This is a genomic window from Leucobacter sp. WKLB1 (genome assembly GCF_059696215.1).
In genome coordinates this window covers 1,786,839-1,810,588 of sequence record NZ_AP046115.1, presented here as the reverse complement: position 1 = coordinate 1,810,588, position 23,750 = coordinate 1,786,839, and the positions used below count along the sequence as shown (strand labels likewise).

Here is a 23,750-nt window from a genome sequence, read left to right as displayed (position 1 = left end):
GGGGTTACTCGTACGAGCGAATCGCCAACACGGCGTTGTGGCCGCCGAAGCCGAAGGAGTTCGAGATCGCCAGCTGCGGGCCATCACCCAAGGGCTGCGCCTCGCCGGAGACGGAGAGCGGAATCTCGGGGTCTTGATCGACGAGATTGATCGTCGGGGGAGCGATGCGGTGCTGCACGGCGAGCACGGAGAACATCGCTTCGAGTGCGCCGGTGCCGCCGAGGAGGTGACCCGTCGCGGCCTTGGTTGCCGACACCGGAATCTCGGTGACGCGCTCACCGAATACGCTGCGGAGCGCAACGTATTCCGCGATATCGCCCACCGGCGTCGAGGTGGCGTGCGCATTGATGTGCGTCACCTGATCGGGCGTGGCTCCCGCCTGCTCGAGCGCGAGGTGCACGGCGCGAATGGCGCCCTTGCCCTCGGGATCGTTCGCGGTGATGTGGTACGAATCGGCGGTCACGCCGCCGCCCGCGATCTCGGCGTAGATCTTGGCGCCGCGAGCGAGCGCATGCTCTTCGGTCTCGAGCACGAGCGCTGCAGCGCCCTCGCCCATGACGAATCCGTCTCGGTCGATGTTGTACGGTCGTGACGCGGTCGCCGGAGAATCAACGCGCTTCGAGAGTGCCTGTGCCGAGTTGAACGACGCAAGCGTAATGGGGTGGATCGCGGCTTCGGCGCCGCCGGCGATGACGACATCGGCGAGTCCCGCCTGCAGATGCTCGTAGGCATTTGCGATGGACTCCGTACTCGACGCGCATGCGGAGGCGACGGTGCGCGCGAACGCACGCGCTTCGAGATGCATCGAGACCGCAGCTGCGGGGGCGTTCGGCATGAGCATGGGCACCGTGAGCGGCATGACCCGACGGGGGCCCTTCTCGCGAAGGGTGTCCCAGGCATCGAGCAGGGTCCAGAGCCCGCCGATACCGGTGGCCCAGTCGACACCGAGGCGCTCCGACGCCACCTCGGGAGTGCCCGCGTCGGCCCAGGCCTCGAGTGCCGCGACGAGCGCGAATCGGCTCGACGGGTCAAGTCGTTTCGCGACCGGTCGATCGAGCACCTCCGCGGGATCGACCTTGGCCGTTCCCGCAAAGTTGACCGCGAGTCCGTAGGTCTCGGCCCAGTCGTTCTCGAAGGTGCGCACGCCGGATTCGCCGGCGAGCAATGCCTGCCAGCTCTCTGGAGCCGTTCCGCCGATCGGCGAGGAGGCTCCGATGCCGGTAACGACAATCTTCTTCGTCATGTGTGGGTACTCCGAGATGTGGGGTGGGCCGGATAGTAGTGGGGGAGGTACGAGCGAGCGCGGCGGGAGCGTCCCGCACATGAGCTGGAGTGCTGCGACCGCCGCGCTGCGCTCGAAACCGAGTGCTTAGGCCTGAGCCTTGACGATGAAGTCGACGGCGTCGCCGACGGTCTTCAGGTTCTTGACTTCCTCGTCGGGGATCTTGACGTCGAACTTCTCTTCGGCGTTGACGACGATGGTCATCATCGAGATCGAGTCGATGTCGAGGTCATCGGTGAACGACTTGTCGAGTGCGACAACGTCCGCTGCGATGCCGGTCTCGTCGTTGACGAGCTCAGCCAGACCTGCGAGGACCTCTTCATTGCTGAATGCCATGTGTGTTTCTCCTTGATATGGGTTTCGGTCGGTGAAAAGTGTATGTCGGTCGGCCTCGTGCCGGGGGAACACTCCCGGGTGTGGCGCGAGAGGTCAGGGAATCTCGACGACCTGAGCGCCGTAGACGAGCCCGGCCCCAAAGCCGATGGTGAGTGCCAGGCCGCCCGAGAGTTCAGGCTGCTGCTGCAGCAGCGCGTGCATCGCGAGCGGGATCGATGCTGCAGAGGTGTTGCCCTGCATCTCGATATCGCGAGCGATCGCAACGGTCTCCGGCAGTTTCAGCTGTTTTGCGAATTCGTCGACGATGCGCATGTTGGCCTGGTGCGGAATGAACGCGGCGAGATCTCCCGGTTCGATCCCTGACGCCTCGAGCGTCTGCCGTGCGACCTTCGCCATCTCCCACACGGCCCAGCGGAACACCGTCTGGCCGTCTTGGCGCAGCGTCGGCCAAGCGACGACACCCGGATTGTTGCGGTACTCCTCGAAGGTCGAGGTGACCCGGATCGTGTCCCACTTCTCGCCGTCGGAGCCCCATACCGTGGGGCCGATGCCTGCATGGTCGCTCGGCCCGATCACGACGGCGCCGGCACCGTCGGCGAGCAGGAACGAGATGCTGCGATCGGTCGGATCGACGATATCGGAAAGCTTTTCCGCGCCGATCACGAGCACGTTGCGGCAGATGCCGGCGCGCACGAGCGCGTCGGCCTGGGCGACACCGTAGACGTAGCCCGCGCACGCTGCAGAGATGTCGAAGGCTGCGGCGGGGGTCAAGCCGAGTCGGTGCGCGGCGAGGGCCGCCATCGACGGGGTGACTGCGACGTTGGAGATCGTGGAGATGATGACGCCATCGATCTCGGATCGGTCCAGGCCAGACGCGACGATTGCCTCTTCGCCGGCTTCGACGGCGAGGTCGACGGCTTCGACTGAGCGACTCGCGCGTCGACGCTGAATGATTCCGGTGCGCTGGCGAATCCACTCATCAGACGAGTCGATGGGGCCGACGAGGTCGTCATTCGGCACGTCGAGGTCGCCGCGGGCGGCACCGATCGAAAGAATGCGCGTGTGCGCGGGGCCCGAGGGCTGCACGAGAGCAGTCATATGCGATTCCGTTTCGGTCAAGCTGCGGGGCCGGTGATCAGAGCCACGGCCGCGTCGAGATCTTCGGGGGACTTGATGGCGACTGCGGGAACGCCCTTGAGCGCGCGCTTCGCGATGCCGGTGAGTGCGCCGGCGGGGAGGAGTTCGATGAGGCCGGTGATCCCCGCGCTCTGGAAGCTCGCCATGCAGGCATCCCAACGCACTGGCTGCGCAATCTGCGACACGAGTGAGTCGACGAACGCGGAACCATCGGTCACCAGGGCACCATCGGCATTGGACCAGAGCGGGTGCTTCGGCTGTTCCGCGGAAATGCCGACCGCGGCTTCACGGAGCACCGGGATCGCCGACGCCATCGCCTCGGTGTGGAACGCGCCGGCGACCTGCAGTGCGATCACACGCGCCCCTCGCGGGGTATCCGCGGCAAGCGCGTCGAGCGCCGCTCGCGAGCCGGCTGCGACGATCTGGCCACCGCCATTGCGGTTCGCAGCCGTCGCACCGTGTTCGGCGATCTTCTCGAGCACATCGCTCTCGACTCCGCCGACGACCGCAGCCATGCCGGTGTCTGCGCGCGACGCGGCATCTGCCATGGCGCGTCCGCGCACCGCGACGAGGCGCAGCGCGTCGGCGTCAGCAAGTACACCTGCAGCGACGGCCGCTGCGAACTCACCGACTGAGTGTCCGGCGATGCCCGCATCGGCGACGGAGACGCGCGCCGAAAGTTCGCGCCAGGCGAGCAGGCTCGCCGCAACGATCAGCGGTTGGGCGATCGCGGTGTCGCGAATCGTGTCTGCGTCACTCGTTGTGCCGTGGGCGATGAGGTCGATACCGACGTACTCGGATGCCTCGCCGAGAAACTCGCGAGCTCCGGGGAGCTCGAGCCAGGGGGCGAGGAATCCGGGGGTTTGTGAGCCCTGTCCGGGGCTTGCGATGACGATCACGTGTTCCAGTTTCTCAGATCGGGGTCGTTTGGCCTGCATATTCTCGACCACACTTCGCGGAATTCTTTGTGGGAGTGCTTCAGAAAGGCGGTGTTTCGAGGTGGACTCGTGCGCTCAGCCGCGATTCGACTCGCGCTTCGGGGCGGGAGATCGGCGGCCGCTCTGAGCGATGGATCCGGCGATGAGCGCCGACTGCAAGATCAGCGCCTCGCGTGCACCGGTCGCATTCCACCCGATGACGTCGGAGACCTTCTTCAGGCGATAGCGCACGGTGTTCGGGTGTACGAAAAGCTCGCGTGCGGTGGCCTCGAGCGAACGGCCGTTGTCAAGGTAGCACCAGAGCGTCTCCAAGAGTTCGCCCGAGTGCGCGGCGAGCGGCTCGTAGATCTGCTCGATCAGTGTGCGGCGCGCCAGGCCGTCTCCGGCGAGTGCACGCTCGGGGAGCAAATCATCGGCAGCGACGGGGCGCGGGGCGTGTCGCCATGAACGTGCGACCGCAACACCGGCGAGTGCCGCCCGTGCGCTCCGGGAGGCATCCACCAGGTTGGCAACTGCGGGCCCCAGTACGAGTGGCCCCTCGGAGAATCCATCGGCGAGACGATGAGCGATATCGATGAATGACAGCGGATCGCCGCCATTCGCCTGTTCTTTCGCAGGCGGGTCGAGCCGGCCGAGCACCAGCACGAGTCGCGTCCCTTGCAGTCCGATGAGCACATCGGCCCCAGCGTGTCGTGCTGACCTGCGGAGTTGATCGACGTCGACGAAGCGCTCGGCCGTTCCGACCAGAACCGCGGCCTCGCCGTCGCCGTGCCAGCCGAGTGCGGCAATGCGGCTGGGAAGCTCGTCGTCGCTCTCGCCGGTCAGGATTGAATCGACGACGAGTGCCTCCAGACGCGCGTCCCACAGCCCTCGTGCCTCAGCCGCTCGTGCGTAGACATCGGCGGCGGCGAATGCGACGTCGCGCGAATAATGGAGCACCGCCTCGCGCAACGATTCGCTGCGCGGGGCGACGCGATCCTCCACGACCGACACGACGACGCGAATCAGCTGCAGCGTCTCTTGCAGGCTGATCGAGCGCAACAGCTCACGGGGAGCTGCGCTGAAGACGTCGGACGCGATCCACGGTGTCGAGGTCGGGTCCTCGTACCACTGAATGAACGAACTGATCCCGGTCTGCGCGACGAGGCCGACGGCGGAGCGTCGGCTCGGCGGCATGTTTCCGTACCAGGGGAGCGTCTCGTCGAGCCGAGTAATGGTTCGTGTCGAGAGCTCCCCCGTAATGGTGCGGAGCCAGGCGAGTTCCTGGGACTTGGTTCGATCCATGGGATTCGAATCGCTCGCCGCGGGGCGCGCTTAGGACTCCCCGCCGGCGCCGCCGGTGGTTCCGGCGTTCACGTCGTTCAGCCGGTACTGCTCGGCGGCCCGGCGCGGCACGTCGGCGTCGATCTTGCCCTGCAGCGCGAGGCGCTGGAGCACCTTCACGACGACAGACTCGCGGTCGATGCCGAAGTAGCGACGGGCCGCGGCGCGGGTGTCGGAGAAGCCGAAGCCGTCGGCGCCGAGCACCGAGTAATCTCCGGGCACGAATGCGCGGATCTGCTCCGGGACCTGCGTAGCCCAGTCGCTGACCGCGACCACGGGGCCTTCGGCGCCCTGGAGCTTCTCGGTGAGATACGGAACGCGCGGTGCGTCGCCGAAGTTGCGGAAGTTGTGATCCTCAGCCGCCACGCCATCGCGACCCAATTCGGTCCAGCTCGTCACGCTCCATACATCGGCTGCGACATCCCAGTCGCGCGCGAGAATCTGCTGCGCTTCAAGCGCCCACGGCACTGCGACGCCGGAAGCGAGGATCTGCGCGCGGTGCGTTCCCTCAGTCGCGGCTCCGACCTTGTGAATGCCGCGAACGATGCCGTCGACATCAACATTCTCGGGCTCGGCCGGGTGCACGAGCGGCTCGTTGTACACCGTGAGATAGTACATCACGTTGGGATCCGGGTGCGTGCCGCCGTACATGCGCTCGATGCCCGAACGCATGATGTGGCCGATCTCGTACCCGTACGCGGCGTCGTACGAGATGACCGCCGGATTCGTTGCCGCCAGGGCGATCGAGTGGCCGTCGGCGTGCTGCAGGCCCTCTCCGGTCAGCGTGGTGCGCCCTGCGGTGGCGCCGACGATGAATCCACGCGCCATCTGGTCGCCGGCGGCCCAGAACGCGTCGCCGGTGCGCTGGAACCCGAACATCGAGTAGAAGATGTAGATCGGAATCAGCGGTTCGCCCTGTGTGGAGTACGAAGTACCTACTGCGGTGAACGCGGCGGCAGCGCCGGCCTCGTTGATGCCGACGTGCAGCAGCACGCCCTGGGGGCTCTCCTTGTACGCGAGCAGCAGTTCGCGGTCGACGGAGACGTAGTTCTGCCCGTTCGGGTTGTAGATCTTGGACGTCGGGAAGTACGAGTCCATGCCGAAGGTGCGCGCCTCATCGGGGATGATCGGCACGATGCGAGGGCCGAACGACTTATCGCGCATCAGATCCTTGAGCAAACGCACGAACACCATAGTGGTCGCGGCCTCTTGCGTCCCCGAACCCTTCGCCGCGATCGCGTACGTCTTGGGCTCCGGGAGTGTGAGTTCCGTGTGCTTCGTGCGACGCTCAGGCAAGTAGCCGCCGAGCGCGCGACGGCGCTCGTGGATGTACTGGATCGCCTCGTCGTTCTCGCCCGGGAAGTAGTACGGCGGGCGGTACGGGTCGGCTTCGAGCTGCGCATCCGAGATTGGGATGCGCATCGTGTCGCGGAACGTCTTCAGATCGTCCAGCGTCATCTTCTTCATCTGGTGGGTCGCGTTGCGGCCCTCGAAGTGCGGTCCGAGCCCGTAGCCCTTCACGGTCTTCGCCAGAATGACCGTGGGTCGGCCCTTGTGCGCCAGCGCGGCGGCATACGCCGCGTACACCTTGCGGTAATCGTGGCCGCCGCGACGCAGCTGCCAGATCTGATCATCGGTGTAGTCGTCGACCAGGTGCTGAGCCCGCTCGTCTTTGCCGAAGAAGTGATTGCGGATGTACGCGCCGTTCTCGGCCTTGTACGTCTGGTAGTCACCGTCGGGAGTGGTGTTCATGACGTTCAAGAGTGCGCCGTCGACGTCGCGGTTCAGCAGGTCGTCCCACTCGCGACCCCAGATGACCTTGATGACGTTCCAGCCGGCGCCTCGAAAGTAGCTCTCGAGCTCCTGAATGATCTTGCCGTTGCCGCGCACCGGCCCATCGAGACGCTGCAGGTTGCAGTTGATCACGAAGGTCAGGTTGTCGAGGCCCTCGTTCGCAGCGACCTGGAGCTGGCCGCGGCTCTCGACCTCGTCCATCTCGCCGTCGCCGAGGAACGCCCACACGTGCTGATCCGAGGCATCCTTGATGCCGCGGTTGGTGAGATACTTGTTCAGCTGCGCCTGGTAGATCGCGTTAATGGGGCCGAGACCCATCGACACCGTCGGGAACTGCCAGAAATCGGGGGCGAGACGCGGGTGCGGGTAGCTCGGGAGACCGCCGCCGAGGTGCGACTTCTCCTGACGGAATCCGTCGAGCTGATCTGCGGAGAGCCGGCCCTCAAGGAAGGCCCGAGCGTACATGCCGGGGGAGGCATGGCCCTGCGCGAAGATCTGGTCTCCGCCGCCAGGGTGATCTTGCCCGCGGAAAAAGTGGTTGAAGCCGACCTCGTAGAGCGATGCTGCTGACGCATACGTTGAGATGTGGCCGCCGACGCCGATGCCGGGGGCCTGCGCACGGTGCACCGTCATCGCGGCATTCCAGCGCAGCCAGGAGCGGTACTTGCGCTCGAGTTCCTCGTTGCCGGGGAACTCCGGCTCATCATCCGACGCGATCGTGTTGACGTAGTCGGTCGTCGGCACCTGCGGCACATTGAGGTGCAGCTGGCGCGAGCGGTCGAGCAGGCTCGTCATGATCTCCCGGCCACGGCCGGCTCCCCGCTCATCGACCACCGCATCAAGAGACTCTCGCCACTCGGCGGTCTCCTGAGGGTCCTGATCGTTGTTGTCGGGTGCGTACGGATCCTGCGTGTTCACAGCCAAGATTTGTGCTCCATTCACCATGAGGCGTGCGCGAGCCTGAGACGCTGGTTGATGCGTCGGCGCGCAGCACGAAAGGCGCCCGCTGGATTCGCGGGTGTCGCACCAGACTATCGAAGTTGCACGACCAATCAGGCAATCGGAGCCGCCCGGGTGTCATTTCCGCACAAAGTGACGGGTGAATATGGAGGCTGATCGGGGGGCGCTACAGTGTGTATCGCAATTGCATATAGAGGGGCGCGGCGTCGCCCGGAACAGGAGTCTCGATGGTTCTCGCAGTTGGTGCGCAGGCACCCGATTTCACGCTTTCCGATCAGCACGGTGAAGAGCTCGTGCTCTCGGAACTCGTCGCCGAGGGTCCGGTCGCACTCGTCTTCTTCCCGCTGGCCTTCTCGGGAATCTGCACCGGCGAACTCTGCGAGCTGCGCGACAATCTCGCGATCTTCGCCGACCAGAACGTGCGCCTGATCGGTGTTTCAGTTGATTCGGTGTACGCGCTCAAGGCCTGGGCTGAGCACGAAGGATACGAATTCTCGATTCTCTCCGACTTCTGGCCGCACGGTGCCGTGGCGCGTGAATACGGCGTCTTCGTTGAGGAAGCCGGCATTGCGACGCGCGCCACCTTGGTGATCGGCGAGGATCGCCGCGTGCTCGCTTCCTTCGAGGCCGCTCCGGGCGAGGCCCGCGATTTCGGGGCGTACCGAGAGGCTCTCGCGACACTCGCCTGAATCGAGCGATTTTTGAGTCGCGACTCGCCTCGCGTATGCTGATACGGCTGCGGTGCTGAGGCGAGTCGCGGCGGTTGGGGCCTGTAGCTCAGTTGGTTAGAGCATCTCGTTTACACCGAGAGGGTCGGGGGTTCGAGTCCCTCCGGGCCCACCCATTCATTCTGTTACTCTGCCCGCAGCACGTGCGGCACTACTCCGGCCAGTGCGTCGCCAGCTTGTCGAGCAGTCGCGCAAGCTCGGCCCGCTCAGCATCGGTGAACTGCTGAAGCGCGGTGCCCAGAGCTTCGCGTCGTTCGCCGCGCACACCGCGCGCAAACCCTCGACCGCGGTCGGTGAGGGCAATGCGTGTGCGCCGGGCATCATGGGGATCTGCCTCGCGCTCGACGAGCCCGCGCTCGGCCGCCTGCTGCACGAGCCGTGAGGCGCGCGGTTGATCAACGCCGATCGCCTCACCGATCGCGCCGACGCCCAGTGGTGCTTCTGCTGCGGCAAGGGTCTCGACGAGTCGCATGAGCGCGGGGCCGCCGAAGCGCCTGCCATCGTGCAGTCCGCGACCCCGGTGCTGCGCTTGCGGGCCCCCTGGAGCGTCGTGAACTTGAGCGTCGAAGGGGCCACCGTGGCCAAACGGGCCGCCGGGGCCCCATGGGCCGCGCGGGCCCCGGCCTCGGCCGCGAACGCGTGCGAGGGCGTGCGCGATGGCGTCGATGTCGTCGGATCTGCTCACAGCGAACATCTTACATGTACCTTGACATGCATTGAATTGAATGTCACACTCATATACATGCAACATGACAAGTAAGGAACACGATGCACAACGTATGTGAAAACGAAAATGTCGGCCACAGCGCCGGCGCCACGACACATGACCATTCCGATCTCCGCGCTCTGCGACACTCGCTGAAAACGGCCAGCCACTTCATGCGCGAGTCCCGGCGACAGACGCTCGGTGAAGCCGGGCTGACGCCCGACGAGTGGAGACTCTTCCGCCGCCTCGAACGCAAGAATGCCCAGGCTTCTGAGAAAACTTCGCAGAACGATACAGCTCAGAACGACGGCGCTCAATACGATGCCCGACAGGGCCGTGAAGACCGTTGCCTCGAACACCCTCGCGGCATGGGGCGGCGCGGCCACGGACCTCGTCGCCACTTCGCCGTCCGCCGTCTCGTCGAGATCGGCTGGGTCACGCGATCCGAGTCTGGCTCACACTGACGGAAACCGGTCGTGCCGGCGTAGAACGCACGCGTGCGTCGCTGCAGCGAGCCGACGACCACCTGTCCGAAGCGATCGGCGACGAGAGCCTTGCGGCTGCGGTGCGCACGCTCGACGGCGTCGCGCAGCATCTCGGGTGGGAACCCGGAACGAAGTTGCCGCGGGCCCCGCGGACGCCGCGCGGCATGCGTCGCCACCCTCGGTTTGCCGGGGGAGGCCACACATGCGGCGAGCGGCACGATCGCCACGATCCTCGCGCGGAGCGATTCCACGAGTGCGACTTCGAACGCGACACGCACTCCGAGCGACCGCATCCGCACCATCGCCACCCGCATGCGGGTTGGGGGCGCGGCCAATGGGCAGTGCGTGGGCGTTAAGCCTTAGCGGGGGAGCGCCGCCTCGATCGCGGCAACGATTGCCGGAGCATCGGGCTCCGTCGAGGGCCGGAACCGCGACACGGTGCCGTCGGGCGCGATGAGGAACTTCTCGAAGTTCCACTTCACGCGCCCGGCTTTGGCGTCGGCGTCAGTCGTCTCACGCAGCTCTGCGTAGAGCGGGTGCTTGCGGCGTCCATTCACCCTGACCTTCTCCATGAGCGGGAAGGTCACCCCGTAGTTCATGGAGCAGAACGTCTTGATCTCCTCGCCATCACCCGGCTCCTGACCCATGAACTGGTTGCAGGGGAAGCCGAGTACCGTGAAGCCGCGATCCCCGTACGTGCGCTGCAGCTCTTCGAGCTTCTCGTATTGCGGCGTGAGACCGCACTTCGACGCGACGTTCACCACCAGCACAGCGCGGTCGGCATAGTCGGCGAGCGAAGCCGGGTCGCCATCGATGGTGGTGAAGGGAATATCGCGCAGCTCCATACGGCTCAGCCTACGCCCGAACTCCTCGGAATGCGCTGCATCCCGGTACCGTTGAAGATCGTGTGGGTCGCGACAGCGCGACGACGAAGACTGAAAGGCACGGGTAGGTATGACCTCGGCTGCGCACGGCATTCCGGTTCAATTCGATGCGAGCGGGGTCAGCGGTGCCGACGCACTCAAACAAGCCTTTCGCGAGCACCCGGCGGGCGTCTCGCTCATCACTGCGATGACTGAGGACGGCCCGGTTGGCCTCACTGCGTCGAGCGTCGCCTCGGTCGGCATCGATCCGCCCGCGATTGCATTTTCAGTGACCCGCGCGACCGGAAGTGCCGGGGGCATCCTCGGTGCCGAGACGCACCTGGTGCACCTGCTCGATTCGCGTCATGCCGACGTGGCCCAGCTCTTCGCGGTATCGGGTTCCGAGCGATTCACGGCAGAGCAGGGCTGGGACCGGCTGACGACGGGCGAGCCGTATCTCCCCGCATCCCGAGTCGCACTTCGATGCCGACCGCTGCACACTCTCGGAGTGGGCTCGTCGGTGGTTGTGGTGTCCGAAGTGCTGGGCGCGGTCTTCGGTGACGCCGCAGATCCGATGGTCTACCACGATCGCCGCTTCCACACGCTGCCCCCAGCCGAGCACGCGTAGCCTGAAGAGACGACGGGGAGGGGCCAAGATGCCAGAGCGCGATGCCACCACGATGGGCAGCTATGTCACCGGAGGCGAGGCTTTCGAGCGAGACACGCAGTACATCGAAGATCGCATCGTCGCTGACCCGGATGCGGTGCGTGCGCTCCCGGCGCCACCGGCGTCGAAGGTTGGTTCCCTGCACGCGGGGCTCACTGCGGGCGCAGACGCCTGGCCGGTCGAACCGGGTCGCTACCGACTCATCGCCGCTGCGGCGTGCCCGTGGGCGAATCGCACCCTCATCGTCCGGCGTCTCTTGGGCCTGGAATCGGTGATCTCGCTCGGGCAGCCCGGCCCCGTGCACGACGCGCGATCCTGGACCTTCGATCTCGACCCCGGTGGCGTCGACCCGATTCTCGGCAGCGAGCGGCTCCAAGAGCACTACTTCCGCAGATTCCCCGGGTACCCGCGCGGGATCACCGTGCCGGCGATCGTGGATATCCCAACGGGTGGAGTCGTCACGAACGACTACCCGCAGATCACGCTCGATTTCTCGACGCAGTGGCGTGAGTTCCATCGCGCCGGCGCACCCGACCTCCTGCCGGCCGACCTGGTTGAAGAGATGTGGCCAGTCATGGAGCGGGTGTTCACCGAGGTGAATAACGGCGTCTACCGATGCGGCTTCGCCGGGAGCCAAGCGGCCTACGACGCAGCGTATGAGCGACTCTGGGACGCGATGGATTGGCTCGAAGAACGGCTGTCGACTCGTCGGTACCTGATGGGAGAGACGATCACGGAGGCCGACGTGCGTCTGTTTACCACGCTCGCCCGCTTCGATCCCGTGTACCACGGGCATTTCAAAGCGAACCGCAACAAGCTCAGCGAAATGGAGCACCTGTGGGGGTATGCGCGTGATCTGTTTCAGACGCCGGGGTTCGGCGAGACGATCGACTTCGCGCAGATCAAGCAGCACTACTACGCGACGCACACGGACATCAACCCGACAGCCATCGTGCCTGCTGGGCCCAGCCTGGCGAACTGGCAGCAGCCCCACGGCCGGGAGCGGCTGGGCGGCGCACCATTCGGCGATGGCACCCCGCCCGACCCGATTCGCTAGCGGGGAACCGGGATTCCGACGGTGTTGAGATTGCGTGCCTTGTCGTGCCGCTCGACCGCGACGCCGACCAGGGCGAGCGTCATGCCGATCGCACCGAGCGCGACTCCGACCCACCCGGGGGCGAGATAGCCGAGGCCGCCGGCAATCACGACACCGCCGAGCCACGCGCCCAGGCTGTTGCCGATGTTGAACGCGGAGTGGTTGACGGCCGCCCCGAACAGGGCGGCTTCGTCGCTCACCCGAATGAGGCGCGATTGAATCGAAGGCATCAGGATCGATGACGTGACGCCGAGCAAGAAGGTGCAGATGATGAGACCCAGCGGAGTCGTCGCGAACAGTGCGTAGGCGACGAGCACGGCGATGAACGCGGAGAACCCGAAGAGAATCGTGCGGGTCAAGTCTTTGTCGCTCGCCCAGCCGCCGGCGAGGTTGCCGATGGTCATACCGACTCCGAGCCCGGCGAGTACCCACGGTATTGCGCCAGCAGAGAGCCCTGCGACGCGAGTGGTCACCTCTGCAATGTACGAGTAGACCGCGAAGAAGCCGCCGAAGCCGATCGCGCCGACGCCGATCATGATCCACAGCCGGAAATTCTTGAGTGCCGACAGCTCTCGGAGCGGGCTGCGCTCGGGGTTGCCGGGGAAGCGGGGGAGGAACGCGACGCAGAGCAGCAGGGTCGCCGTAAAGATCACCGCAACCAGCACGTACGCCCAGCGCCACCCCGCGATCTGACCGATCCAGGTTGCCAACGGTACACCGATGACGTTGGCAACCGTGAGGCCTGAGAGCGCCAGGGCGATGCCACGACCCTGCATGCCGGGCCCCATGATGCGGGCAGCGAGCAGCGAGGCGACGCCGAAGTAGGCGCCGTGCGGCAGTGCGGCGATGAATCGGGTGAGCGCCAGGGTGCCGAATGTGGGCATGAATACCGACGCGAGCGTGCCGACGATGAAGAGCGCGAGCAAGAGAAACGCCAGTTTCGTCTGGGACATGCGAGCCGCGAGCACCGCAAATGTCGGAGCGCCGACGACCACACCGAGTGCATACGCCGTGATCAGCCAGCCCGCCTGCGCAATGACGGTGGTCGGGGAGTCAGCGAAACCGGGGAGCAGGTCGCGCGCGATCTCGGGGAGGAAACCCATGGTTGCGAACTCGGTCACCCCGATGCCGAAGCCGCCGAGCGCAAGCGCGAACAGGGCGAACGCGCGCCGGGCCGGGGTGAGTTGCGTCATCGAATGCGGGCCTTTCGGAAGGTGGTGCTTGGCTGTGTTGCCGCGGCACGGCGACCACGCAAGCCTAGTCGGTGCGCGCGACGTGACCCGCACCGACCAGGTTCACCAGCCGCGCGCGATCCATTCGGGCAGGGCGGACGCTTCGGTCGCAATCGTCGTGCTGTCGCCGTGACCCGGGCGGGCGACCGTGGCTTCGGGAAGCGTGAACAGGCGCTGCTGAATGGAGTCGAGGATCTGCGGGAAGCTGGAATAGCTCCAGCGAGTGGCGCCGGGGCCGCCCTGGAAGAGGGTGTCACCCGAGAACACCGTGCCGAGTGCGGGCGCCGCGAAGCACACCGAGCCCGGGGTATGGCCGGGAGTATGCAGGGTCAGGAGTTCGACGCCGGCGACCGCAAACTCGGCGCCGTGGGCGAGTTCGATGTCGGGCAGCGTATCGCCGTACGTATCGGCCCAGATGAAGAGATCGTCGGGATGCAGATGAAGGAGGGTGTCGAGTCGCTGCGCGAGTTCGACTGCCGCATTCACGTGGTCGTTGTGGCCGTGCGTGAGCAGGATTCCGAGCGTGTCGCGATCACCGACAGCGTCCGCGATCTGGGCGGCGTCGTGGCTGGCATCGATGACCACGACCTGTTCGTCGTCGCCGACGAGCCAGATGTTGTTGTCGATGGGAACCGCTTCAGGCTCGGGGCCGCCACGATCGACCATTATGCTGCCGTGGGTGATGACGCGCTCGATACGGACGGTGCTCACAGGTGGGGTCCTCTCTGTAGGGGGCGAAACGAGGGAAGCGGCACGCGCTACTCAGCCAGCGCGAGACGCAGGTCGGTTACCCGGATGGCGGCCTCTCGAAGGCGCTCCGGCGGCAGGGTTCCGGCGTCGACCGCCGCGGTGATCCCGCTGATCGATGCGGCGACCGTGGATTCGTCAGCACCGGCCACCAGCACCAGCAGATCGTTGCCGGCGAGCACGGATTGCACGGCGTTCGCCGACGGATCCGCATACGCCGGATCTCCCGAGTTCAGGAGCATGCCGAGGTCATCGGTGACGGCAACACCGGTGAACCCGAGGTCTTCGCGTGCGATGCGATGCCATTCTGACGAGAGCGAAGCCGGTGCGGCATCGACGGACGTGTAGGCGAGGTGCCCGAACATGAGCAGTTCGGCGCCGGCGTCGATGCCGGCGGCGAATGGCACCGACTCGTTCGCCGTCCAATCGGCACGCGTCAGGTCTGTGGTCGGTATCGAGCTGTGCGAATCGCCGGGGGCCGCGCCGTGCCCGGGAAAGTGTTTGAGAGTGGAGAGCACCGTACCGTGTTCTCCACTGACGGCTGCTGCGACGCGAGGTGCCGCGTCGTCGCCGGTGGCTCCGAGCGTGCGCGAGAAGATGAACGAGCTCGGGTCTGCGGTGACGTCGGCGACGATGCCGAAGTTGACCGTGACCCCCGATTCGGCGAGGAGCGCCGCACGCCCGGCAGCGGCAGCGCGGACGTCGTCGGGTGCAGCGAACTTGAGGGTGTCAGCGCCCGGAAGCGTGTCCCAGGGCAGGCGCGTGACGTCGCCGCCCTCTTCATCGATGCCGATCAGTCGAGGCAGCGCTGGGTCGGGGGAGAGTGCGGCCGTCACGGTGCTCAGTGCAGCGGCGTCCGCGGGCACGTTGGCACCCATCAACAAGAAGCCGCCAAGTCCGTGCGCTTCGGCGAAGGACCCCACGGTCGCTGGGTCAGCGCTGGGTGTCGACGCCATCATGATGCTTGCCGCACGCTGCGCCGTACTCTCGGCGTCGACGATCTCGGTCGCGCGCGCGCGTCGCAGCTCTTCCGGGCTCGGGGGAGCCGGAGTCGTGGGGGCCGAAGCTGACGTGGGCTCCGGCGGCAACGTCGGTGCCGGATCGCCCGCGGGCTCCGGACCGCAACCCGTCAGAGCAAGCGCGGCGAGCGCCACCCAGGCGATGCCGACGGAGGCGGTTCGGGCGCGGCGCGGGCGAGCGTGGGTGACGGTTCGTCGCGGGCTCACGCGCGGGTGACGACGGTCGGGCACGGCAGCGCTTGCAGCACGCCGTGACTGACCGAACCGAGCAGCAGCCGCGAGATCCCACCACGTCCACGGCTGCCCACCACGAGCATTTCGGCATTCTCCGCGGCCTGCACGAGGGCGGCGACCGGAGCCGACTGCACGATTTCTCGACGCACGTCGAGGTCGGGGTACCGCTCGGCGAGTCCCGCGATGCCGATCGCGATGGCTTCCTCAGCGACGCCGCGCTGCGACTCCACGAGCTCTTCGCTCCAGAGGTACTCGAGACCGGGGGTGAGCGGTGGCATCCACGCGTATACGGCGACGAGGGGGACCTCGCGGATCGAGGCCTGCGCAGCCGCGAATGCGATCGCTTTGCGCGACGCATCGGACCCGTCGACGCCGACGACCACGGGGGCGTTCGGCCGAGGCTCGCTCTTCGGAATCACCGCTACCGGGCAGTGAGAGGTCGCCGCGACTTTCACGGCGCGCGTACCGAAGAAGGAACCGGAGAACCGGCCACCCTGGTGCGCGCCGAGGATGACGAGGTCGGCACGCTTCGATGCTTCTTCTACTTCAGCGATCGGATGCCCGACGACTGCGGTGCCCGAGATCGCCCCGGCGAAGCCGAGTGCGCGCGCGTGCTCGGTCTCGGCCTGCAGCATCTGCTCGGAAGCCGCCTGCGCCTCCGAAAGGAATGCAACGCTTTCCGAGAGGAATGAATCGTCGGCGACGTGAATCAATTCGACGGAGGCCCCGCGCTCGGTGGCGCGGGCGAGGCCCCAGGCGAGGGCGACCCTGCTCTGCTCGGATCCATCTACTCCGATGAGGTACTTCTCAGACATGATCTGTCCTTTCTCTCTCTGTCGATGTTCGGGGCGAGCAGGGCCGCGGTGCCTCAGCTCTCGAGCGCCGGCAGGTGAGCGGGGTGCCCGCCTGCGAGCTGTTCGATGATGCGCACGACCTGGCAGCTGTAGCCGTACTCGTTGTCGTACCAGACGTACACGACGGCACTGTCTCCGGTGACGATGGTCGCGAGACCGTCGACGATGCCCGCGCGGTTGGAACCGACGAAGTCGGTCGAGACGATTTCGTCGGATTCGACGTAGTCGATCTGGGTGCGCAGTGCCCCCGTCAGTGAAACCTGCTGCAGTGCGGCATTGATCTCTTCGCGCGTCGTCTCCGCTTCGAGCTGCAGATTCAGCACGGCCATCGACACGTCGGGGGTGGGTACGCGGATCGCGTTGCCGGTCAGCTTGCCCGCGAACTCGGGCAGTGCCTTCGCGACCGCCTTTGCCGCACCGGTCTCGGCGAGCACCATGTTGAGCGCTGCCGAGCGGCCGCGACGGGCGCCCTTGTGGAAGTTGTCAGTGAGGTTCTGATCGTTCGTGTACGAGTGCACCGTCTCGACATGACCGCGGGTGACGCCGAAGCGATCGTTCAGTACCTTCAGTACCGGCGTGATCGCGTTCGTCGTGCATGACGCAGCGCTGAGGATGCGCTGGTCATCGGTAATCGCATCGTGGTTCACGCCGAAGACGACGTTGAGCAGATCGCCCTTGCCGGGTGCGGTGAGCAAGACGCGGTCGATGCCGGGGTTCTCGAGGTGCTTGCCGAGCCCCTCGGCATCGCGCCAACGGCCCGTATTGTCGACCAGGATCGCGTTCTCGATGCCGTACTGGGCGTAGTCGACACTGGCAGGGTCATCTGAGTAGATCACCTGGATGCGCACACCGTTGGCGAGGATGACGTTCTCGTCTTCGAGAACCTTGATGGTGCCGTTGAACGGCCCGTGCACCGAGTCGCGCTTCAGCAGATTCGCGCGCTTCTCGAGGTCGTTCTCTGCGCCCCGACGCACGACGATCGCGCGGAGGTTGAGGCCGTTTCCGCTGCCCGAGTGCTCGATGATGATGCGCGCGAGCAGACGACCGATGCGGCCGAAACCGTAGAGCACCACATCGGTGCCCGTGCCGGGCTGTGCTCCGATGGCGGGGGCGAGCGCCTCGCGGAGGTACGCGTGCAGGTCACCCGCGCCTGCGGCGCGGTAATCGTTGGCGAGCAGCGCGAGGTCAACGGATGCGGGCCCGGGCTGAATCTCGGCGAGCGCGGAGACGATCGCTGCCGTCTCTTCGAGGGGAAGCTCGGCGTCGTCGATCTTGCGAGCGAAGCTGTGTGCGCGAATGATGTCGATGGGCGATCGGCCGACGAGGCTGCGGCCGTGGATGGACATCACGACATCGTGGTCGCGATACAGCTGACCGATGAGCGGGATCATCCGCTCGGCGAGTTCCTGCTTCGCTTTCCACGCTTCGAGGTGAGCATCAGCACGCTGGTTCATGTGAACGGAGGGTTCCTTCCCTGGGGTTACCTGAGTAGTTCGGCCTGCCCGCCGGAGACGTTGAACGTCCGGCTCCAGTATCCCACGATGCCGCCCGCGCGTGGCGACCGGTGCGCCACGCGGTGCATGACGCCGTGTGACGCCAAGATTTCACGGCGTCCGAGCCCGTGGCGCATCCTGGAACGGTACCGTGGGCAATTGCCCGCATCCCCAATCACATTGAGGAATCTCATGACCTTCACGAAGCGCGGCACTCTGGCCGCTTCGCTCGCAGCACTTGCACTCGCGGCCGCCACGGCGCTTGCCGGCTGCTCAACCTCTGCATCCGACTCAGGCAGCTCCGACGCAGGTTCTGACGCGACCGTCAAGATCGGTGTCGTCGGCGCGAGCGATCCGTACTGGCAGACCTTCACCGATGCTGCCGCTGAAGAGGGCATCACGGTCGAACTCGTAGATTTCACCGACTACAACCAGCCCAACCCGGCGCTGAGCGAGGGCGAGCTCGACCTCAACCAGTTCCAGCACATCCAGTACCTCGCCGACTACAACGTGTCGAACGACGACGACCTGGTGCCGGTCGGGGCGACGGCGATCTACCCGCTCGCCATCTTCTCCACGAAGCACACGAAGCTCGATGAGGTTCCGAAGGGCGGAACCGTTGCGGTTCCTTCGGATCCCAGCAACCGGGCTCGCGCACTGAACGTGCTGCAGTCGGCCGGCCTGATCGAACTCACCGACGGCGGCACGCTCTTCTCGACCCCGGACGACATCGATGCCGCCAAGTCGAAGGTCACGGTGACCGAGATGGATGCGTCGTTCACCGCGACCTCGCTCTCTGACGTCGACGCCGCGGTCGTCAACAACGACTTCGTCACTGACGCCGGCCTGAAGTTCTCGGATGCTCTGTACCAGGACGACCCGAGCGATGAGGGTGCGAAGTACTTCATCAACATCTTCGCGGCCCGCGCCGAAGACAAAGACAACGAGACCTTTAAGAAGCTCGTCGAGATCTACCAGACCAATGCAGACGTCCAGGCGGGCGTGCTCGAGAACTCGGGCGATTCCGCGATCCTCCTCGACACCCCGGTGTCCGAGCTCCAGGAGATCCAGGACGATGCAGAGGCGCAGATCGCGGCCAGCAAGTAAGTCGCAGCCTGACGCGCGAAGCGCATAGGATCGGGGCGTTCGGTTTTCCGAGCGCCCCGTTTCCGTCTATCCGAAGGGAGACGCGATGACCCGCGTCCAGATGATCGGCGTCTCGAAGCGCTACCCGGGCCGTGGCCCCAGCTCAGAACCGATCGTCGCCGTTGACGATGTGACCATCGACGTCGCCTCGGGCGAGATCCATGCGATCATCGGCTACTCCGGCGCCGGGAAGAGCACACTGCTGCGCCTGGTGAACGGTCTCGAGCGGGCGACGGCGGGGCAGATCCTGGTCGGCGACGATGACATCACCGCGCTGCCCGAGTCGAAGCTTCGCGTCGCCCGAGGCAATATCGGCATGATCTTCCAGCAGTTCAACCTGTTCCACTCGAAGAAGGTGGCGAAGAACGTCGAGTACCCGCTCATCGTGGCCGGGGTTCCGGCAGAGGAGCGCAAGCGCCGCGTCGCCGAACTGCTGCAGTTCGTGGGTCTCGCCGACAAGGCCGGCGCCTACACGGATCAGCTCTCGGGCGGGCAGAAGCAGCGTGTGGGCATTGCGCGCGCACTGGCCACGAACCCGGGCGTGCTGCTGGCCGATGAGGCGACGAGCGCGCTCGACCCGCAGACCTCGCACGAGGTGCTCGCGCTGCTCAAACGTGTCAATGCGGAGTTCGGGATCACCATCATTCTCATCACCCACGAGATGGAGGTGGTGCGCGAGATCGCGCATCGCGTCACGGTCATGGACAGCGGGCGCGCGGTCGAGCAGGGTGATGTCTTCGACGTGTTCTCCGCACCGAAATCGCAGACGACACAGCGCTTCGTCGCGACCGCTCTGCCGACGCAACCCGAGGCCGAGCACCTGGAGGCGCTGCGCGAGCGGCATCGCGGGCGCCTCGTCTCACTGACGTTCAGAGATGGCGATGTGGATCAGCCCGTCGTCTTCCGCACGCTCGCCGAGCGCGGCGTGGGCGTCAGCATCGTGCACGGCGGAATCACCGATGTCGGCGGCCGCAGCTTCGGCAAACTCACCCTCGAACTGATCGGCGAAGACCTGAAGGTGGAGCACGCCATCGCTGCCCTGGCTCAGGAGACGACCCTGGAGGTGCTCGCGTAATGGACAACCTCATTCAGCTGCTCGAGAGCGGCAAGTTCCTCGAGGCGACGTTTCAGACGCTGGTGTACGTCGTCTTCGCGATGCTCATCGGCGGGGTGCTCGGGCTCCTCATTGGCACGGCACTCACCGTCACGCGACAGGGCGGCATTCTGCAGAATCGCGGCGTGTTCCTCGTACTGAATCTGCTCGTCAACTTCTTCCGACCGATTCCCTTCGTGATTCTGCTGGCGGCGATTCAGCCGCTCGGCCGCGTCATCGTGGGCACCGGCATCGGCGATCGCTTCCTGATCTTCGTGCTCTCGTTCGCCGCGACCTTCGGCATCGCGCGCCTCGTCGAACAGAATCTGCTCACGGTGCCTCCGGGCGTGATCGAGGCCGCACGCGCCATGGGCGCGGGGCCGGTGCGCACCATTGTGACCGTCTTGATTCCCGAGGGCCTCGGTCCGTTGGTTCTGGGATACACCTTCGCGTTCATCGCGGTCGTCGACATGACCGCGATGGCGGGCGTGATCGGCGGTGGCGGACTCGGAAACCTGGCGCTGCAGTACGGCTATCGCCAGTTCAATCCGTGGATCACGTGGGCGGCGGTGCTCGTCATCATCGCTATCGTGCAGCTCGTGCAGCTGCTCGGCAATGTCATCGCGCGAAAGCTGCTGCGTCGATGAGCGCCGGGCTGCCGACTGCGCCGCTGCTTGCCGACCTGCGCGCTGCGGCGGAATCGCTGTGGCCGTTGGAGACCGCCGAGAACTGGGATCGCGTCGGTCTCGTCTCGGGCGCCGACGACGCGCCGTTGCGGCGCGTACTGCTCGCGGTCGACGCTACGGCGGAAACCGTGGGCGAAGCGCTCGACTGGCATGCCGACGCCCTGCTGACGCACCATCCACTGCTGCTTCGCGGCATTCACAGTGTGGCCGAGGACACGGCGAAGGGGCGACTCCTTGCAGACCTGATCCGCGGCGGCTGCGCGCTGTATGCGGCTCACACCAACGCTGATCAACCCGCTGGAGGTGTCTCCGCGGTCATCGCCGAACGGCTCGGGCTCACCGGTGCCGTTCCCATCGTGCCGCACGCGAGCGATGCGGCGATCGGGATCGGACGCGTCGGGGACCTCGCGGCACCGCTGACACTTCGCGCCTTCGCCGAGCAGGTCGACGCGGTGATGCCCGCGACCGTCTCGGGTGTGCGGGTCGCGGGCGATCCGGAGCGAACGATTCGTCGTGTCGCCCTGCTCGGCGGCGCAGGAGACAGTCTGCTCGACCACCCACTGGTGCGTTCGGCGGATGTGTATCTGACCTCAGATCTCCGCCATCACCCGGCGCAGGAGGCGAGCGAGACTGCGGCTGTCGGAGGAGGCCCGGCCCTGATCGATGTCGCCCACTGGGCAAGCGAATCGTTGTGGCTCGAGGGGGCCGCGGCGACGCTGGGACGGCTGCTCCCGGGCGTGGAGTTCCGGGTGAGTGCCCTGCGCACCGATCCGTGGACCTTCTCGGTGGGCGCCCACGTCGAGTGAATCGTGGGATCGCCACACCGCGATAGGCTGAACCTCATGAAGGCCAGCCCGCGACAGCAGCGACTCCTGCTCGATCTCCAAGATCTCGATACGACGCTCGCGCGACTCCGCCGTCAGCGCAAGACGCTGCCGGAACGCGAGCAGCTTGCCGGTCTCGCCGGTGAGACATCAGACGTGCGCACGCGGTACATGGCGGCGCAGCGTGAACTCGATGCGCAGACCGCTGAGCTCGAACGCGTCGAGTCCGATGTCGCACTGGTGCAGCAGCGTCGCGACCGCGATCAGCAGCTGCTTGCCGCGAGCACGTCGAGCAAAGAAGCGCAGGCCCTGCAATCGGAACTCGAGACACTGACTCGTCGTCAGTCGGAGCTCGAAGACCGCGAGCTCGAGCTCATGGAGGTGCAAGAGCAGGCGCGCATCGCCTTCGACGAGGCGCAAGGCGTGCTCGATGGCGTCGACGCGCGCCGCACCGATATTCAGGCCGCGATCACCGCGTCCGAACAGCGCATTGATCGCGACATCGCATCGCAGCAGGAGGAACGCGACGGCCTCGCCGCCGAGGTGCAGCGCGATGTGCTCGGTGTGTATGAAGATCTCCGGGCCCGCATCGGCATCGGTGCCGCCCGTCTGCGCGGCAACGTGTCCGAGGCGAGCAACATGGCGCTCGCGCCCGCCGAGCTCAGCGACATCAGGTCGGCGGCCCCCGATGAGCTCGTGTTCTGCCCGGGAACCGGCGCCATTCTCGTCCGCATCGAGGAGTAGCGGCCGCAGTGCTCTAAGCTGGTCTCTGGGAATGGGCCGGTGAGACGGTCGCGTCGTTCCGGAGCTTCGGCTTCTGAGCGCCGAGGAACGTCCGGGCTCCGCAGGGGAGAACGGTGGGTAACGCCCACCCGGGGCAACCCGCGAGAAAGTGCAACAGAGAGTAGACCGCCCGCACGGTTCGCCGCGCGGGTAAGGCTGAAAGGGTGGTGTAAGAGACCACCGGCGCTCGTGGTGACACGGGCGGCCAGGTAAACCTCGTTCGGAGCAAGGCCAGACAGAGGATGATGACGCGCCCCGCCGAGTCCTCGGGTAGGCCGCTAGAGGGTGTCGGCAACGGCACTCCGAGAGAGATGACCGTCACTGGTCGGCTCGCCGATCACGACAGAACCCGGCGTATGATCCGACCCATTCCCCCCACCGCGACGAAGCGCCGTGTCAGTCTCCCGAGACGGTCAGCAGCTCGAACCCGTCCTCCCGAATGACCACGGTGTGCTCGAACTGCGCGGTGATGCTATGGTCGCGCGTGGTAACCGTCCAGCCGTCGTCCCACTGATCCCATTCGTGCGTGCCGAGCGTGAGCATCGGCTCGACGGTGAACACCATGCCGGGCACGATCACATCGTTGTACGCCGGAGCAGAGTCGTAGTGCGGAATGATGAGCCCGCTGTGGAATGACGTGCCGACGCCGTGGCCGGTGAAGTCGCGCACCACGCCGTACCCGAAGCGTTTCGCATAAGTTTCGATGACGCGGCCGATGACGTTGACTTCGCGACCAGGCTTCGCCGCGCGAATTCCGCGCAGCATCGCCTCGTGGGTGCGCTCGATGAGCAGGTCGATCTCCTCGGATACCTCGCCGACGCGGTAGGTACGGTTCGTGTCGCCGTGCACGCCATCGAGGTACGCGGTGACATCCACGTTGACGAGGTCACCGTCGCGCAGCACGGTATCGTCAGGGATCCCGTGGCAGATGACCTCGTTGACCGAAGTGCATGACGATGAGGGGTAGCCCCGGTACCCGAGCGTCGAGGGGTACGCGCCTTGAGCGATCACGTAGTCGTGCGCCACGCGATCCAACTCGGCCGTGGTCACGCCTGGTCGCACAGCCGCGCCCACCGCGTCGAGCGCTCCCGACGCGATGCGCCCGGCTGCTCGAATGCGATCGATTTCCGGCTCGGAGTAGGTGTTGTCGCCGACGTAAGCGGGCGGCACAGCGAGGCCGACATAGGGCGGCCGCGTGATCATCGCGGGCACTGCGCGCGGTGCGGGGCGAGTGCCGGGTACGAGATGGCCGTGTGCGTCGAAAGGCATGCCTCTAGTCTAGGAAGTACGTTCGGCACCGCCGACCGCGAACGTCATCTGGCAG

23 protein-coding genes, 1 tRNA gene and 1 other RNA gene are annotated in these 23,750 nt (G+C 66.1%); 10 read left to right on the top strand and 15 right to left on the bottom strand.

From position 1 onward, the window contains the following. Positions 1-4: 4 nt before the first annotated feature. From ACZF5Y_RS08220 to aceE, 6 genes are all read right to left on the bottom strand, one after another. The gene (locus ACZF5Y_RS08220) at positions 5-1,243 is read right to left on the bottom strand and encodes a beta-ketoacyl-[acyl-carrier-protein] synthase family protein (protein WP_497532143.1); all 1,239 of its coding nucleotides are present in this window, start codon (positions 1,241-1,243) and stop codon (positions 5-7) included. Positions 1,244-1,369: 126 nt separating this feature from the next. Next, entirely contained in the window at positions 1,370-1,618 is a 249-nt protein-coding gene (locus ACZF5Y_RS08215; RefSeq protein WP_010157098.1) for an acyl carrier protein, read from the bottom strand. Between the two features lie 93 nt (positions 1,619-1,711). Beyond that, on the bottom strand, positions 1,712-2,716 hold the full coding sequence (locus ACZF5Y_RS08210) for a beta-ketoacyl-ACP synthase III (RefSeq protein WP_497532142.1): 1,005 nt from the start codon (positions 2,714-2,716) through the stop codon (positions 1,712-1,714). Positions 2,717-2,733: 17 nt separating this feature from the next. After that, positions 2,734-3,654 carry an ACP S-malonyltransferase gene (locus ACZF5Y_RS08205; RefSeq protein ID WP_497532141.1) on the bottom strand — a complete coding sequence of 307 codons (921 nt, stop codon included), beginning with the start codon at positions 3,652-3,654 and terminating at the stop codon, positions 2,734-2,736. Positions 3,655-3,768: 114 nt separating this feature from the next. Further along, entirely contained in the window at positions 3,769-4,977 is a 1,209-nt protein-coding gene (locus ACZF5Y_RS08200) for a PucR family transcriptional regulator (protein WP_497532140.1), read from the bottom strand. Between the two features lie 30 nt (positions 4,978-5,007). Further along, entirely contained in the window at positions 5,008-7,734 is a 2,727-nt protein-coding gene (gene aceE / locus ACZF5Y_RS08195; RefSeq protein WP_497532139.1) for a pyruvate dehydrogenase (acetyl-transferring), homodimeric type, read from the bottom strand. 263 nt (positions 7,735-7,997) lie between these two features. On the opposite strand from aceE, the gene ACZF5Y_RS08190 reads away from it, so the two are divergent. Further along, positions 7,998-8,459 (top strand): peroxiredoxin, encoded by a 462-nt coding sequence (locus ACZF5Y_RS08190; protein ID WP_497532138.1) that lies wholly within the window; start codon positions 7,998-8,000, stop codon positions 8,457-8,459. A 77-nt stretch (positions 8,460-8,536) separates the two neighbouring features. Next, positions 8,537-8,610 (top strand) — tRNA-Val (locus ACZF5Y_RS08185). Between the two features lie 39 nt (positions 8,611-8,649). Here ACZF5Y_RS08185 and ACZF5Y_RS08180 read toward each other — a convergent pair. The 3 genes from ACZF5Y_RS08180 to ACZF5Y_RS08170 form a co-directional block, all read right to left on the bottom strand. Next, positions 8,650-9,192, bottom strand: coding sequence for a MarR family winged helix-turn-helix transcriptional regulator (locus tag ACZF5Y_RS08180; protein ID WP_497532137.1), 543 nt, complete (start codon positions 9,190-9,192; stop codon positions 8,650-8,652). After that, positions 9,180-9,590 carry a hypothetical protein gene (locus tag ACZF5Y_RS08175; protein WP_497535355.1) on the bottom strand — a complete coding sequence of 137 codons (411 nt, stop codon included), beginning with the start codon at positions 9,588-9,590 and terminating at the stop codon, positions 9,180-9,182. Before ACZF5Y_RS08175 ends, ACZF5Y_RS08180 begins: the two co-directional genes overlap by 13 nt. A 458-nt stretch (positions 9,591-10,048) precedes the next feature. Beyond that, positions 10,049-10,534, bottom strand: a complete 486-nt coding sequence (locus ACZF5Y_RS08170) for a glutathione peroxidase (protein WP_497532136.1) — start codon at positions 10,532-10,534, stop codon at positions 10,049-10,051. A 109-nt stretch (positions 10,535-10,643) separates the two neighbouring features. On the opposite strand from ACZF5Y_RS08170, the gene ACZF5Y_RS08165 reads away from it, so the two are divergent. After that, positions 10,644-11,180 carry a flavin reductase family protein gene (locus ACZF5Y_RS08165; RefSeq protein ID WP_497532135.1) on the top strand — a complete coding sequence of 179 codons (537 nt, stop codon included), beginning with the start codon at positions 10,644-10,646 and terminating at the stop codon, positions 11,178-11,180. 28 nt (positions 11,181-11,208) lie between these two features. Continuing rightward, entirely contained in the window at positions 11,209-12,276 is a 1,068-nt protein-coding gene (locus tag ACZF5Y_RS08160; RefSeq protein ID WP_497532133.1) for a glutathione S-transferase family protein, read from the top strand. Here the strand turns inward: ACZF5Y_RS08160 and ACZF5Y_RS08155 are convergent. The 5 genes from ACZF5Y_RS08155 to ACZF5Y_RS08135 all read right to left on the bottom strand — a co-directional run bounded on the left by ACZF5Y_RS08155 (position 12,273) and on the right by ACZF5Y_RS08135 (position 17,855). Beyond that, positions 12,273-13,508 carry an MFS transporter gene (locus ACZF5Y_RS08155; protein ID WP_497535281.1) on the bottom strand — a complete coding sequence of 412 codons (1,236 nt, stop codon included), beginning with the start codon at positions 13,506-13,508 and terminating at the stop codon, positions 12,273-12,275. The two genes, ACZF5Y_RS08160 and ACZF5Y_RS08155, sit on opposite strands and share 4 nt — an antisense overlap. Before the next feature lie 102 nt (positions 13,509-13,610). Continuing rightward, positions 13,611-14,258 carry an MBL fold metallo-hydrolase gene (locus tag ACZF5Y_RS08150; protein WP_497535280.1) on the bottom strand — a complete coding sequence of 216 codons (648 nt, stop codon included), beginning with the start codon at positions 14,256-14,258 and terminating at the stop codon, positions 13,611-13,613. A gap of 47 nt (positions 14,259-14,305) precedes the next feature. Continuing rightward, on the bottom strand, positions 14,306-15,520 hold the full coding sequence (locus ACZF5Y_RS08145) for a glycoside hydrolase family 3 N-terminal domain-containing protein (RefSeq protein WP_497535279.1): 1,215 nt from the start codon (positions 15,518-15,520) through the stop codon (positions 14,306-14,308). Next, positions 15,517-16,362 carry a universal stress protein gene (locus tag ACZF5Y_RS08140; RefSeq protein WP_497535278.1) on the bottom strand — a complete coding sequence of 282 codons (846 nt, stop codon included), beginning with the start codon at positions 16,360-16,362 and terminating at the stop codon, positions 15,517-15,519. Before ACZF5Y_RS08140 ends, ACZF5Y_RS08145 begins: the two co-directional genes overlap by 4 nt. A gap of 53 nt (positions 16,363-16,415) precedes the next feature. After that, positions 16,416-17,855: a glyceraldehyde-3-phosphate dehydrogenase gene (locus ACZF5Y_RS08135; RefSeq protein WP_053353113.1), complete on the bottom strand. Its 1,440-nt coding sequence runs from the start codon at positions 17,853-17,855 to the stop codon at positions 16,416-16,418. A gap of 231 nt (positions 17,856-18,086) precedes the next feature. Here ACZF5Y_RS08135 and ACZF5Y_RS08130 point away from each other — a divergent pair, with 231 nt between their 5' ends. The 6 genes from ACZF5Y_RS08130 to rnpB all read left to right on the top strand — a co-directional run bounded on the left by ACZF5Y_RS08130 (position 18,087) and on the right by rnpB (position 22,799). Further along, on the top strand, positions 18,087-19,001 hold the full coding sequence (locus ACZF5Y_RS08130; protein ID WP_497535277.1) for a MetQ/NlpA family ABC transporter substrate-binding protein: 915 nt from the start codon (positions 18,087-18,089) through the stop codon (positions 18,999-19,001). An 85-nt stretch (positions 19,002-19,086) separates the two neighbouring features. Continuing rightward, the gene (locus ACZF5Y_RS08125) at positions 19,087-20,115 is read left to right on the top strand and encodes a methionine ABC transporter ATP-binding protein (RefSeq protein ID WP_497535276.1); all 1,029 of its coding nucleotides are present in this window, start codon (positions 19,087-19,089) and stop codon (positions 20,113-20,115) included. After that, a complete protein-coding gene (locus tag ACZF5Y_RS08120; RefSeq protein ID WP_497535275.1) occupies positions 20,115-20,780 on the top strand; it encodes a methionine ABC transporter permease in 666 nt (221 codons plus the stop codon). The genes ACZF5Y_RS08125 and ACZF5Y_RS08120 overlap by 1 nt, the downstream gene beginning before the upstream one ends. After that, positions 20,777-21,625, top strand: a complete 849-nt coding sequence (locus ACZF5Y_RS08115; RefSeq protein WP_497535274.1) for a Nif3-like dinuclear metal center hexameric protein — start codon at positions 20,777-20,779, stop codon at positions 21,623-21,625. The genes ACZF5Y_RS08120 and ACZF5Y_RS08115 overlap by 4 nt, the downstream gene beginning before the upstream one ends. A 36-nt stretch (positions 21,626-21,661) precedes the next feature. Next, on the top strand, positions 21,662-22,387 hold the full coding sequence (locus ACZF5Y_RS08110) for a zinc ribbon domain-containing protein (protein ID WP_497535273.1): 726 nt from the start codon (positions 21,662-21,664) through the stop codon (positions 22,385-22,387). A 32-nt stretch (positions 22,388-22,419) separates the two neighbouring features. Next, positions 22,420-22,799: RNase P RNA component class A (gene rnpB / locus ACZF5Y_RS08105), an RNA gene on the top strand. Positions 22,800-22,822: 23 nt separating this feature from the next. On the opposite strand, the gene map is transcribed toward rnpB, so the two are convergent. Then, positions 22,823-23,695: a type I methionyl aminopeptidase gene (gene map, locus ACZF5Y_RS08100; protein ID WP_497535272.1), complete on the bottom strand. Its 873-nt coding sequence runs from the start codon at positions 23,693-23,695 to the stop codon at positions 22,823-22,825. Positions 23,696-23,750 lie beyond the last annotated feature (55 nt).